The organism is Candidatus Gracilibacteria bacterium (assembly GCA_010119145.1).
GTDB lineage: Bacteria > Patescibacteriota > Gracilibacteria > BD1-5 > UBA6164 > JAACSU01.
In genome coordinates this window covers 180,699-193,609 of the sequence record JAACSU010000007.1, presented here as the reverse complement: position 1 = coordinate 193,609, position 12,911 = coordinate 180,699, and the positions used below count along the sequence as shown (strand labels likewise).

Annotated in this window: 14 protein-coding genes; 5 read left to right on the top strand and 9 right to left on the bottom strand. The window is 33.6% G+C overall.

Annotated elements, in window-relative coordinates:
- Window positions 1-33 precede the first annotated feature (33 nt).
- Complete coding sequence (locus tag GW846_01365; protein ID NDK09407.1) at window positions 34-477, bottom strand: 6,7-dimethyl-8-ribityllumazine synthase; 444 nt, start codon at window positions 475-477, stop codon at window positions 34-36.
- 14 nt (window positions 478-491) lie between these two features.
- Window positions 492-2,117: an acetolactate synthase large subunit gene (locus GW846_01360; GenBank protein ID NDK09406.1), complete on the bottom strand. Its 1,626-nt coding sequence runs from the start codon at window positions 2,115-2,117 to the stop codon at window positions 492-494.
- An 80-nt stretch (window positions 2,118-2,197) separates the two neighbouring features.
- On the opposite strand from GW846_01360, the gene GW846_01355 reads away from it, so the two are divergent.
- Window positions 2,198-2,605, top strand: a complete 408-nt coding sequence (locus tag GW846_01355; protein NDK09405.1) for a hypothetical protein — start codon at window positions 2,198-2,200, stop codon at window positions 2,603-2,605.
- Between the two features lie 22 nt (window positions 2,606-2,627).
- On the opposite strand, the gene msrB is transcribed toward GW846_01355, so the two are convergent.
- The 7 genes from msrB to GW846_01320 form a co-directional block, all read right to left on the bottom strand.
- Window positions 2,628-3,074, bottom strand: a complete 447-nt coding sequence (gene msrB / locus GW846_01350) for a peptide-methionine (R)-S-oxide reductase MsrB (protein ID NDK09404.1) — start codon at window positions 3,072-3,074, stop codon at window positions 2,628-2,630.
- Window positions 3,075-3,430: 356 nt separating this feature from the next.
- Window positions 3,431-3,988: a hypothetical protein gene (locus GW846_01345; protein ID NDK09403.1), complete on the bottom strand. Its 558-nt coding sequence runs from the start codon at window positions 3,986-3,988 to the stop codon at window positions 3,431-3,433.
- 157 nt (window positions 3,989-4,145) lie between these two features.
- Window positions 4,146-5,408 (bottom strand): Glu/Leu/Phe/Val dehydrogenase, encoded by a 1,263-nt coding sequence (locus tag GW846_01340; GenBank protein ID NDK09402.1) that lies wholly within the window; start codon window positions 5,406-5,408, stop codon window positions 4,146-4,148.
- A 111-nt stretch (window positions 5,409-5,519) separates the two neighbouring features.
- Complete coding sequence (locus GW846_01335) at window positions 5,520-6,212, bottom strand: VTT domain-containing protein (protein NDK09401.1); 693 nt, start codon at window positions 6,210-6,212, stop codon at window positions 5,520-5,522.
- A gap of 41 nt (window positions 6,213-6,253) precedes the next feature.
- The gene (locus GW846_01330) at window positions 6,254-8,302 is read right to left on the bottom strand and encodes an FAD-dependent oxidoreductase (protein NDK09400.1); all 2,049 of its coding nucleotides are present in this window, start codon (window positions 8,300-8,302) and stop codon (window positions 6,254-6,256) included.
- A gap of 51 nt (window positions 8,303-8,353) precedes the next feature.
- Complete coding sequence (gene rnr, locus GW846_01325; GenBank protein ID NDK09399.1) at window positions 8,354-10,351, bottom strand: ribonuclease R; 1,998 nt, start codon at window positions 10,349-10,351, stop codon at window positions 8,354-8,356.
- Window positions 10,352-10,414: 63 nt separating this feature from the next.
- Window positions 10,415-10,828 (bottom strand): hypothetical protein, encoded by a 414-nt coding sequence (locus tag GW846_01320; protein ID NDK09398.1) that lies wholly within the window; start codon window positions 10,826-10,828, stop codon window positions 10,415-10,417.
- Window positions 10,829-10,984: 156 nt separating this feature from the next.
- Between GW846_01320 and GW846_01315 the strand changes: the two genes are divergently transcribed.
- The 4 genes from GW846_01315 to GW846_01300 all read left to right on the top strand — a co-directional run bounded on the left by GW846_01315 (window position 10,985) and on the right by GW846_01300 (window position 12,885).
- A complete protein-coding gene (locus GW846_01315) occupies window positions 10,985-11,401 on the top strand; it encodes a hypothetical protein (protein NDK09397.1) in 417 nt (138 codons plus the stop codon).
- Between the two features lie 76 nt (window positions 11,402-11,477).
- Window positions 11,478-12,173, top strand: coding sequence for an NUDIX hydrolase (locus GW846_01310; protein ID NDK09396.1), 696 nt, complete (start codon window positions 11,478-11,480; stop codon window positions 12,171-12,173).
- 90 nt (window positions 12,174-12,263) lie between these two features.
- Window positions 12,264-12,656 carry a hypothetical protein gene (locus GW846_01305; protein ID NDK09395.1) on the top strand — a complete coding sequence of 131 codons (393 nt, stop codon included), beginning with the start codon at window positions 12,264-12,266 and terminating at the stop codon, window positions 12,654-12,656.
- 10 nt (window positions 12,657-12,666) lie between these two features.
- Window positions 12,667-12,885 carry a hypothetical protein gene (locus tag GW846_01300; protein ID NDK09394.1) on the top strand — a complete coding sequence of 73 codons (219 nt, stop codon included), beginning with the start codon at window positions 12,667-12,669 and terminating at the stop codon, window positions 12,883-12,885.
- Window positions 12,886-12,911 lie beyond the last annotated feature (26 nt).

Below are 12,911 nucleotides of genomic sequence, written 5' to 3'. Positions count from 1 at the left end.
CAAGTTACTTGAGAGTTTTTTAGTATTTTTTACTTATTTTATATTTGCGAGTACTGCGAGTGTTTCCATACAAGCATCTGCGACCTCTTCTCATTTCCCTCGCATATGTGAACTGTAAAAATCTACATCACTGCTTTTATTCATATCTATACTAACAGGAGTAAGAACAGATGAGAGAATTGGGAGTTCTATTTCTGAACTGAGTTTAATTATCTGATCAACAACTGAGGCTGCAACAAACTCATGTCGATAGATTCATCCACCATACACAAACGCTATCCCAATAATTGCCTTGTAGTTCCCTGTTTTTGCCAGCATTTTTGCTATAAGAGGTATTTCTACAGCTCACGGAACTGTTATAATCTCTATCTCATCATCTGAAATATTTTTTTCTTTCAGTCTACTGACACATCCTTCAAGACAGGGAGTCACAAAGTCTGTATTCCACTTTGTGGTAATTAATGCTATTTTTTTCATGTCTATTTTACGTATTAAATTATTTTTCCATCTGACGGATAATCAAAGGTCAGATCTATTATATGGACTCATTTTCCAGCTATAGCAGTTTCGAGTGTGGGTTTGAAATCTTCTTTTTTTTCAATAGTGTATCATGTTGCTCAGAAACTCTCAGCCATCATTTTAAAATTTGGATTTGAAAAATCGAGTCCGTAGTCAGTGAAGTTTTCATTTTTTTGTTTCCATTTAATCATCCCATAGCTATCGTTGTTGAGGATTATGATAACTATATCAAGATTGAGTCTGACGGCTGTAGAAATATCTCATAGGTTCATCAGTACTCCTCCGTCTCCTGTAACACACACTACCTTGTGCTGAGGATTCAATCTCTTTGCCTCCATGGCTGTTGCATATCAAGCTCCCATAGATGCAAGAGCATTATCAAGCAAGATAGTATTTGGTTTACGAGCCATATAGTTACGAGCCAACCATACTTTATAGAGTCCATTATCCAGTGCGAGGATATCATCATCAGCTAATACCTCTCTGAGCTCTTTAGCGAGTCTTCGTGGTTGCATAAAAGAAATATCGTCCTCAAGAGCAAGATTGTCCTGTATTTTTTGATGATTGAGTTTATTTATTTCAAGAATCTTTGCAAAATCCCAAGCTGAGGAGTCTATTTCAGATTCACATAATTGCCAAAATACATTTCCGATATCTCAAATAATATCTAGGTATGGACTATAGACATAATCAAAATTGGATGTAACGAAGTTAACGTTTATGACTTTGATTCCGTGGATTCAGAGGATATCTGTAGGTTTTTCCGCATTATCATATCCAACTGAGATTATAAGATCAGACTGAGAAATAGCATCATGGATATAATCTCAACTTGTGAGCGCTGCAGTCCCCAGATAACTTTCGAGACTTCCATCAACCACTCACTTTCCCATTTGAGAAGTAAAATGAGGAATATTGTATTTCTCAATAAATCGAGTGAGATACTTTGTGATTCGTTTTCTATTCGCTCAGGCTCAAATGAGGATAATAGGAGAACGTGCAGACTCCAGTTCACTAATAAGTGTTTGGAGAGATTTACTATCTATGACAGGTCGTCTGATTTTTCGAGTAGCTAAATCAGTAATTGAGTATTCTGTTTCTACTTCCTCTGCTGCGATATCTTCTGGAAGTTCGATATGTACGGCTCCGGGTTTTTCTTCTTCTGCGATACGAAACGCATTTTCTAAAATATATGGAATCCTATTTCATGAAACAATACTTGTAGCATATTTTGTAATGGGAGTCATCATCCCAACAACATCTATAATTTGGAAAGCTCCTTGTTTAGATTTATTTTGAGGTTTTTGTCAGGTTATGACAATTACAGGCATACCACCAAGCTGCGCGTAAGCAACACCCGTCATCATATTTGTTGAGCCAGGTCAAAGAGTCGCAAGAGCTACTCAGGGTTTCCCAGTGAATCGACCATATGTAGCAGCCATAAATACAGCTGTTTGTTCGTTATGAACAGTGATAAAATCAATACTTGAGTGAGAGAGACTTTCGAGTAAATCGAGATTTTCTTCTCATGGGACTCAGTATATCGTCTCAACTCACTTATTTTCAAGGATTTTTACAAAGAGGTCAGATGCTTTCATAGAGTTGTTTTGATTATCAATTTGTAGTATTATAAGAGTGATATATAAAATGCATAAATTATTTCGTTTTTTTATTATATATGAACTCAAAAGATTTACAGGATTTGGCTCTTCTTCAATCAATAGTTGATTCAGTTATACAATCATATAATGATTCAGTTAAAAGCATAAAAACTTCATTTGATACTATATTAATATGACTCAAAGAAAGTAATGAAAAAATATTATTAGATTATTCAAGTTCAGATTATATAACTGACATTGAAATATGAATTCTAAGGAAAAAATTAGAAGAAGATTACTTAAAACGAGTAGAAGAAATTAATTGAGAACGTAAACGAATGTTAGATGTAACGTTTCAGGATTCATCAACATTAATAATGACTTTAAAAAAGGATTATTTAAATTCTTGAGTTTCCAAAGAAGTTTTAGATTCAGTGCATTGATTTAGTGCTCAAGTAATTGAACTATTTCCTGATAAAAAATAATCCAGAATTACTGGATTATTTTTTATTTAAAGTTTTTTTCGAGTTCTGGATATCATTCTTCTTTGAGTTCTGAAGCTGGAACGAATCTGAGAGCTGCAGAGTTCATACAGTATCTGAGTCCTCCTTTGTCTCTTGGTCCATCTGGGAAGACGTGCCCCAGATGTGAGTCGCTAGATTCACTTCTCACTTCAGTTCTTCTTGAAAAGAGTCAGTTATCTTCATATTCTGCTATATTTTCATCTGAAATTGGTTTCGTAAAACTTGGCCAACCAGTTCCAGAATCAAATTTATCCTGCGAGCTAAAGAGTGGAGTACCATCAATAACATCTACATAAATTCAGTCCTCTTCATTATCATGATATTCATTTTGAAAGGCTCGTTCTGTTCCGTTTTCTTGGGTTACTTTGTATTGAATCGGAGTGAGTTTTTCTCTAAGAACTGATTCACTGTATATTGTTTCATCTTTCATAGGTGTTTTTTTAGAAGCTAGAGTAGTATGTAACAAAGAAGCGTTACCGAGAAATATACCAGCTATAAATATAAAAAATGTAGGAACGAGTATACTCAAGTAGGTTTTCATGCATTTTTTTAATATTATTTCTACATCTTCCTTTATATTACCTAAAGAGTGTATGAAAATTCAATGAATACAATACTAATTATTTATTTGAGATACATTTACAAAAAAAAGCCTCCATATTGGAGAGCAGATTTTTTTCATCAGTCTATACTTCATCATAATTGAAAAGTATTCTTAGTCTGGATTATTGAGTTTTAGTTTTTGTGCGAGGGGCCGGAGATGAAGCCGGCCCCTGTGAGCAATGTTTAGGCCATCGCGAAGTTGGCGTTCCCGACTGGGACTTTCGCTTTCTTGCGGCCGAACGCTGCGACGCTCCCGAGTGCGGCAAGCAAAAGCAGGCCAGCTGCGGGAATCGGCACAGGCGAGACAGTTGCCGGCGCAGATTCAAACATCACGTTCGCGTCGATCTTGCCACCTGGTTTGGAATCCAGAAAGTTGAAGAAAAAGGTCTGCTTCTCGCCAGCATTGAACGCAGTCTGCGCCAATGTGAAGGTAGAGTTCACCGATTGGGACGAAATGATGTCGCCGATCGCGTCTTTCCATCCGACAACGACGGAGAAGAAGTTCCCGAGATCGATTCTGTTGATCCCGATGACCCCGATAGCATCGGACGCAGGATTCGGTGTGAAGTCGGCACTGAAGTTACCTGCTCCACCAGCCGAAATGTAGGAGATATTGAACTGATCCCCATCACCCGGAGTATACGAACCTCCGTTTTGGAGTGTGGTCACTGTCGCTGCACCAACAGGTGCGGCGAAAGCAAGAGCGGCAGCCAAGACTGCAAATCCAACAGTATTACGCATGGTTACTCTTTCTCCCCTATATGGGGTTTTTGGTTTTGACCTTGTTGGTCAAAAAGATATTAAACTAAAAAATTGATTTGTCAAAGAGAAATAATAAAGTTAACCAATAAAAAAGCACACACTATAATAGTGTATGCTTTTTATAACTCAGTTCAGACTATAAAACTCATCTATCTTTCATAGCTGCAAATACTCTTTCAAGTGCCACAATAAATGCTCAGACTCTGTAGGTAGATTTGTTCGTTTTTGCTGTGTTAAAAACATTTTCTGCTGAATGTACGATTCGTTTTTTTAATTTTTCTTGTACTTCGTCTGCAGTCCAATAATAGTTTTGATCATTTTGAACTCATTCAAAATAACTTACCATAACTCAACCAGCATTCGCTAAAATATCTGGAATAATATCGATTCCTGCTTTTTCTAAGATTTCATCCGCTTCTGGAGTAATCGGTCCATTGGCAAGTTCCATAATAAGTTTTGCTTGTACTTTTAAAGCATTTTCTCAAGTAATTTGATTTTCGAGTGCAGCAGGAATGAGGATATCACATTTTTTGTATAATACTTCCTTTAAATCTAACTTTTCTGCTTTTCACTTATAGTCTGTAACTGATTTTTTATCAGCTTTCAGTTCTGAGATAGCATCTATATCCAGACCATCTTCATTGTAAATTCATCCTCCTGAATCTGATATTCCAATGACTTTAATTCATTTTTCTACCATTAGCTTTGCCATAGTAAGACCTGCATTTCAAGCTCCTTGGAGACAAAGAGTTTTTCAATCTATAGAATCATCTCTGAGTTCTAAAAATTTATCAAGAACATATACTCATCCTTGAGCCGTTGCTTGACCTCGACCAGCTGAACCTCAACTCGTCAGTGGCTTACCAGTAAAACTCCCTGGTGTATACACTCCAATAAGCTTAGAATATTCGTCCATCATCCAAGCCATAATTTGTGGTGTCGTATTTACATCTGGAGCAGGAGTATCCGTTTTTGGACCAAGATATTTATAGAGTCCCTGCACATATCCTCGAGAAAGTCTCTCCAACTCTGTTTGGGATAACTCTTTTGGATTCACAACTATACCTCATTTACCTCCTCCAAGAGGAATATCTATCACCGCGCACTTCATAGTCATCCATGTAGAAAGTGCCTTGACTTCGTTTCTTGAAACTTCAGGATGAAACCTGATTCACCCTTTAAATGGTCATCTTGCATCATTGTGCTGACATCGAAATGCTTGGTAGAGTTTCACACTTCCATCATCAAGTGTGAGTGGGACTTGGAGTTCTATGATTCTTTTTGGCGCACTTATAACCTCCAAAAATCCATCTTGAATTTTTGAGGTGTCCATAATATCATAAGCTTTTTTGATTTGTGCTTTTGCATTTTCAAATGCATCTTGTTTGTGTTCAGACATTATTTTTGAAATTAGAAGTAATATATTTAGTATAGTAGAATTATAGGAAAGTTACAAATCTATATAAATATGACACTGAGATTTAATACAATCGTCATACATACATGGATTTTAGAAACGAATATCTTTATATTTTTTCTTTAATATGTGTGCTACTAGTAATATAAATATGAAAAACACTGATGCAAAAAGTAATAGAGAGTAATTAATATTTTTAAGGAGTGTTTCATAGCTCGTAATTTCACTTCCATAAAATGCAGCTCAAGCAGATACGTATACAAATGTAGCAGGTAATACTCACAGAGTGGATCATGCTACAAATTTTAAAAATGGCACCCTGAGTACTCAGCAAATATAATTAGTTAAATCATAAGGTAACTGTAAAAAACGCATCATCATAGTTGTAAAAAATGTATGCTCATGAAGTTGTATTTTGAGTTTTTTAAATTTCTTTTCTTTATTTTCTTGGATAAATATTCAACCTGTCATTTTTCAAACTACATATCCAAACATCGAAGTAAAAAATGTAGAAATACTTGAAACTAAAAATCAATACCAAGGTCCAAATACCATACCAGAAAAGAGATCAAAAGGACTAGCTGGTATAAAAAATAAAGGACGAACAATATAAGCCAGACTGAATAAAAGTGTTCAGTATATTAGATTATCTTCCACAAATTGCTTTGACCCAAAAATTGCTTTCTCAAAACTCAGGTCGTACAAAAAGAATAAACCAAATCATATACTGAGCGTGAGAATCCAAATACAAAGTGAAAGAGTGGTTGTGGTCCTATGATATTTCATCTATAACTTGAAACAAACTAATAATATATAATAATTGTACTTTATTTTTGGTATTTTCGTATTACTTTTGCAACAATAAGGGTAAGTAGAAAAACTCCTGCAGCGATATAGATATACATTGAGTTCACATTTTCAAATGCCTGAGAAAATGAAGTTAGTTCTTTGTTATAAAATGCTGAACCTGCAAGAACAAAAACACTCGAACCTGGTATAATTCAAACAAGTGTTGCGAGAATATATTTTACATATGGAACTTTCAAAAATCCACAAATATAGTTTGTAAGGTCATATGGTAGAAATAATATTCGAGTCATAAGTACTGATGTAAATGGATTTTTAGAAGTTTCAGTCTGAAGTTTTCATAAGATTCCAGAGTCATCCGGACTCAGAATTTTTTTTCAAAATATTAATCAAATAACATAGGCTGTTGTAGCACTCAGTCCAGCTCACGCTAATGTGACCGCTAGACCAATTCCAAAACCAAATAGGGCTCAAGCCATAAGAGTCATAAGACTTGCTGGAAAGAGAATAATTGGTCTGAGAGTATATGCTATAATAAAAATGAGGATTCAAATAGGATTTCCAGCAACAAAATTATAAAAACTCAGGGCTATTTCTTCAAAACTTTGATCTGTTGATATTTTATACCAAAAGAATCATGTAATAATAGCAATCCAAATAATTCATGTGAGTATTTGAAGAATATTATTTTTGAAGAAATATTTCATTTCTTCTTTCCCATTGGTTAGAGTGGAAATCACAAAGTCTGTGTTGACTCGTTTGAGTAAGTCTGATTTCGTCGGATATGCTTGAATGACATTTGAGAACTTGTAAGCAGATATTTTATTATCCATAGCAAGCGTTATTTGACCTATCATTTCTCCAGCATTTTCTCAATATATAGTAGCTCACAGAATACGACCAGTAAGCCTCTTGAAGTGGATCATTATAAATCACTGCGTAGAATTTGTAACTTTACTTCTGTCATTATTTTCAAAGGCTTGCATTTTTGTCACTATATCCTCTGGAGAATTATATTCAAGAAGTTCATTTTTAGTTTTTCAAACTCTTGCTATTTCTTGATGCGTGTATAGCACGCTTGGAAGAGTTTTATTTCTCACTCCTGATTTATAGTAAGGAAAAAGTATATTTCTTACTACTCCTCTCCCTTCATTATTTACCCAATGAGTAAATTGTGGATTGCCGTTAACGCAATCTCCAATAGCAAAAATATGCTTTATATTGGTTCTATTATACGCGTCAACAAAAATTCCCTTTTTATCATGCTTGATACCGATTTGATTGAGTCAGATTCAGATGACATTTGGTTTTCGCCCCAGAGCAAAAAGTATCTTATCATACTGGATATCATGGCTTGTTTTTTCATCTCAAGAAACAATATGCAAGCTTTTATTTTTTGATTTTTTTCAGGTAAAATCAGTATAAACAGCTATGCCTTTCTTTTTAAATATTTTTTTAATGAGTTGTGAAGATTCAGCTTCTTCAGCTGGAATGAGGTCCGTATTTCTTTGAATGATTGAAACCTCTGTTCACACAGCTGAAATACTCTCAGCGAGTTCACAACCTATATATCATCCCCCGATAATGACAAGTTTTTTTATTTCATCTTGTTGTTCAAATATAGTTTTATTTGTGAGTATGTCTTTTTTATCTACTCCATCAATATTAAGCTTCATAGCAGAACTTCATGTTGCGATAACTATATACTCTGCTGATATTTCTTTTGATTTACAGTCTTCAAGAATAATACAATGCTCATGATGAAAAAATGCTCTAGATTCAAATACCGTTACTCCGTGTCACTCAATCTTATCAACTGTTTCTTCATCTTGAATTATTTTTCTACGGGCTCGTACTTCCACCAAAGCATCTTTTAGACTCTTGTATTTTCAAGATTTTGCGATATCAATAAGCGCTTTACTAGGGATGCAACCATAGTTAGTACAGTCTCATCACATTTTTCATTTTTCAATAAGGGCTACTGTTTTTCATGCAGCTGCAAGTCAAAAAGCTACCGTGAGCCCTCCACTTCAAGCTCAGATAACTGCGACATCAAAATCGTATTTCATATTTTTTATTTTTTTAAATATACTCAAAATTTTTCTCTTATTACTTATATTTTATATAAGCTCAAACTCAAGTCTCATCTTACTCATGTCTACTTGAGATAATCGAACTTGGATTTCATCTCAAAAGTGGAACTCTTTTCCAGTAGCTATTTGCATGACACACATCTTCTCTAAGTTAAATTCTAACCCAGTCATCCCAAACGGAACAAATCATTCGATTGTATTGGGAAGTTCGATAAAAAATCATTTTTCTATCATACCAGAAATATTTCAGGTAAATGCTTCTCCAATTTTATCTGACATATATTTGCACGCGAGCATATCTCGAACTCTGTATTCCATCTTTTCAGCCCTATCTGCGGTATCACTACTTCGTCTCGCTACTTTTGGGAGGACTTCTGTATAGTGCTCACGTCGTGTCGGAGTATAATCCTTGGAGACTATTTCCTTAATAATTCTATGAATTTGTAAATCTGGATATCGACGAATTGGTGATGTAAAGTGGCTATAAAACTTGAGTGCTAGTCCAAAATGTCACATATTTTTTTCACTATAGCGAGCTTTTTGTAAACTTCTCAGTAAAAGTTTTTGCATATGAAAGAGTCTTGGGTTTTCTTTGAGAAGCACTAACAAAGTAGAAAAGTCAGTTGATTTTTCTCACTCAGATATTTTTCCATCTAAGAGTTTCACAAACTTATCCACATCTTCTGGATCTGGTTTTTCATGAATTCTATAGAGAAATGGATATTTCATATAGAGTTTTGAGACTGATTCATTCGCCAAAACCATACATTCTTCAATAACTTTATAGGAATCATATCGTTCGTATTTTTTGTACTCTATTGGTTTTCCTGTATCATCAAGCACGATTTTTGTTTCCGGAAAATCAAAATCGAGAGACCCTCGTTGATTTGTATTTTTTCACAGTCTATCTGTAAATTTTTTAAGCAACATGATATTATCCTTGAGTTCAGGATTAAGTTTTTTTCAAAATTGAAGCTCATCCTCGAGCTTCATTTCTCCTGATGTTATCTCATCTATTTCTCTATATGTAAGTCTATAATCTGACTCGATAACACTCTCATACACGCTTGAACTGATGACGACTCAGGCATTTGAAACTTCCATTTCACACGTGAGCGTGAGTTTGTCTTCTCAAGGGTGTAAACTACATAGTCCATTAGAAATCTCAGCTGGAAGCATTGGAATCACTTGATCCACCAGATAGATACTGGTCCCTCTTTTTCGAGCCTCTCTATCTAGATGACTATTTTCAGTAACATAGTGAGCTACATCTGCAATATGCACAGATAAAATATATCAAGTGTTTGTTTCTTGAATACTAATAGCATCATCTAAATCTTTACTCTCAGCTCCATCAATTGTATAAGTGAGAAGTGATTGTAGGTTTTTTCTTTTGAGAATTTCGCTGTTTGGGATTTCTTTTGGAAACTGTTTAATTTGTTCTTTTACGGCATCAGGAAAACTACGTCTTGCCCCCATTTCAAAGGCTATTTTATAAATATCCTCTCTTCCAGCTGGCAGCGATTCAAGGGATTCAATAATTCGTCATTCAGGATTTTTTTTGTCCCATTTGATAATTTGTACTCATACTCTTGCTCCATCAGTATATCAACCAATAAACTTTCATGGTATGAATATATCTTGCGTGATGAGTGGGTCGCTTGTAACCACAAAAGCAAAGTTATTCATGATTTTAAGCTTTCAGATAACAAGATTTTCAGATCGTTTTATAACTTTGGTAATGATAGCTTCGTCTTTCCCTCGAAAGCTTTTGGTTTCAAACGCAACTTCATCTCATTCAAACGCGTCAAGTTTCTTAGATTCATGGACATAATATCATTTTTTTTCGCCCGACTCTTCATTTACGGTATCGACAAATCAAAATGGGCCATTCCCCTGTTTATAGACTCACGTAAGCTCATTCTCTGGGTTTCTTTTTTGCTTGAGTTGCTTCTTTGAAGTCGAAGAATAGAATACTCGTTCTTTTTTCTTTTTAATGTATGGTTTTTTCTTTTGTTCTGACATATATAATCTGTGTAAATAATTACTAAGATTATATCTTAAAAAGCAAATATTGCGAGAGTTTTCTTATTTGATGGTTAATTGGCCTATTCAACCGTGATTTCATCCACTTGCAAAAGATGGCACAGCTTCTAAAGCAGCTCTAATGTCATCACTAAACATTGATACTTGTTTTCATATTTTATGTTCAGATTTTTTTTCCTCATATCTCCTCCAGAGTAATGAATAACTCAATTTTGTATCATTAGATTTCAAATTTCTTACTTTTTTTAGAACAAAAGATTCAAAAGAAATGAAATTCGTATCGTCCCATTTTTTTACTTTAATGAGATCTGAAAGAGTTTGGACTATAACTTCGTGATCATACCTGTGTTTTATAAGCTTATTTATAACCATTTGAACTCATTTTTCTCACCATACATCTAATCAGAGTATTTCCCTACTTTTAGAAATAGGCTTAACTTTTTTTTCTCAACCCATAATTTTGTAATTATTTATTATTTTTTTTATTTTACTTTAAAAATGCATTTTGTACAAAATCTTTTGACACTCTTATTTGATTAGATATTATATGAGTGTAAATAATACACTTACTATGATATTTACTATATAAGTTTAATTGATAATTTTTGAAATATGACTGATAGTCCCCTCGTTTCTAAACTCATTAAATGAGAAAGCATAGAGAATAGAATTTCAACATTTTCTGAGCATTTGACAGAAATTCTTGATACGACTCGAGATAAAGTTGATGTAGTTTTAGGATATGATAATTCAGAGTTAATGTCAGATGAAGTTAGAAGTAAGATTATGTATTTATTTGAACTTATTCAAGTCATAGAGAGTTCTCCAAGCTTATGATCTCCACATCAGATTCTTTTTAAAGAACTTAGATGACTCAATGTGTGATGAAATAATACACAAGAATGATTGCCAAATACGGAAGTTCAAAAATATACAAATCGACGTGATATTATTCTCTCTTGAGATATGGAAGCTATAAAAGAAAGTTGTAACGTATTATTGCATATATATCACTGAGACTTTAGCTAATCTAGCAAAAACTCTAAAAATAAAAAAAAATACTTATTTCTATCCCTGTATGTTTTATTAAAATATAATATTTCCTATGTTAATTCATCACGCAAAACAAAGCGATATTTGGTCTCATGAACTCTCTATTCCAGTGCTAGCTCTCGATGTAGTAATTTTTACAATTTATAAAGATCAATTGTGTGTCTTACTAACTAAAAGTCAGAATAATTGCACAAATTGATTCTCACTTCCAGGAAGCATCGTTTCAAAATGATACACACTTAATGAGGTTTTTGATGAAACACTGAAACGAAAAACTGGAATTACTGGAGTATATAAAGAGCAACTTTGCACTTTTGGAGATAATGTAGCTCGAGATCCTCGAGGTCATGTTATATCACTTGCCTATTATGCTCTCGTAAAATCTGAGGATTTTTTAAATCAGGTAGATTATACTCAGGTGGATATTGTACCAATAGTAGACGCTTTGAAACTCAGACTTTTCTACGAACATGATAAAATTTTAATCTATGCTCTAGAAAGACTAAAAGGAAAACTTGGATATACAGATATAGTCAAAGTACTCCTAGCAGAACAATTTCGTATATCACAAATGCAAGAAATGTATGAAATAATACTTGGCAGAAAACTTGATAAACGTAACTTCCAAAAAAAGATATTTTCACTAAAGATTATTTGTGAAACTTGAAAAAAAGACACAAGTACCAATAGACCAGCAAAGCTGTATCAATTTGAAAACAAAAGAATAAAAGTAATAGATATGTTGTAATAAAAAAATACAGACAAAAATAAATGATAATTGACAATAATTAAATATAGTTAAAATTATACTTTTAATTTATATGTTATAAATATAACAATGCAAACAAATTTAGGACCAAATGATTTTCCTAATACAGCAGACTGACGAATTGATATGCTCACAGATTCTCTGCAGCAAGAGTTGAACTTGAGTAATAATCAAGCGCTCAGTATACTGAGTCATTCATGAAAAAGTGAAATAGATAAAAATAAGTACATAACTATTTTGTGAACACTTATTATGAAACTCTCTACACTCACTGAATCTGAAAAAAATCATTTTCTTAACAGTACTAGTTACTGGGATAGTCAACGAAAAACTGTTGTTTCACTCATTGATAGACCTTTACGAGAATTACTCCTTTGAGGGAAGCACACTGATATCCAAATACTGATTGACACGTATGATGAGATGCTGAAAAGAAAAAATGCAGTAAAAAAAGATTCTTAAAAAATAAATAATGAAATCACATCTAGATATTTCATACAAAGAAAATTCCGTTCCAAAAATGTTTAGTGATTGGGTAAAAATTAATCACAATAAAGTTTGAGTAGGCATGCATATATGAGTTCTCCTCTCTGATAACGAATTAGAGAAAGCTCTTTGAATATTTAATGATAGAATTTGAGATATGATAGAATATGAAACTATGAAAAATATAATTCCAAGAATTCATTAAAAAAAACTCCTAGAAGGGGTTTTTTT